Annotated in this window: 1 protein-coding gene; it reads right to left on the bottom strand. The window is 68.4% G+C overall.

What is annotated here, in order from left to right:
- Window position 1 precedes the first annotated feature (1 nt).
- Window positions 2–661, bottom strand: a 660-nt coding sequence (locus tag AC3WRT_RS20655) for a DUF1501 domain-containing protein (protein ID WP_492725284.1), incomplete at its 5' end; no start/stop codon positions are given.

Here is a 661-nt window from a genome sequence, read left to right as displayed (position 1 = left end):
CTTATGCTTTCGCGGTGAACATCCCGAGTCGGTCGGTGCTGAGGAGGGGGAAGACAGTGCTGGAGGAGATCTGGGCGCGTTGTTCGAGGGCTTCTGCCAAGATGGTGCGGTAGTCGGTGGTGCCGGCAAGGTCTCCGTTGTCGAGGTTCGCAGCCGCCAGACCTGGCCAGCGCCCGTAGACCTTGCCGCCGCGGACCCCGGCGCCCATGACGAGCGAGACGTTGCCGTGCCCGTGGTCGAGCCCGCCAGAGCCGTTCTGGGCGACGCGGCGCCCGAACTCGCTGAGGGTCACCAGCGTCACGTCACTCATCTGGGCGCCGAGGTCCTGGTTGAAGGCGGCGAGGGCCTGCCCCAGTTCGGTGAGCTGGCGGAACATCCAGCCGGAGTCGCTGGCGCCCAAGGCTGAGTGCATGTCCCAGTTTCCGACGTCGATAGTGGCCGCACGCAGCCCGATGCGAGCCTTGATGAGTCGGGCCAGGTCGCGTAGAGAGTCGCCCACGGCACCCTTGGGATATGCCGCGCCGTTGGCCGGGGTGTAGCCACTAGCCTTGATCGGCGCCATCGTGGAGAGGGCCCCGAGGGTGGCTGCCGCCGGAGCAGCGAGCGCGGCAGGCGCCCCGGCATACAGCGCGTTCAGGGCGGTGGTCCAACGAGTCTGCTC

The sequence above is a fragment of the Terrabacter sp. FW104-15G4B genome (genome assembly GCF_058790095.1).
The sequence above is the reverse complement of the archived record's forward strand: the minus strand, read 5'-3'. Positions and strand labels throughout refer to the sequence as shown.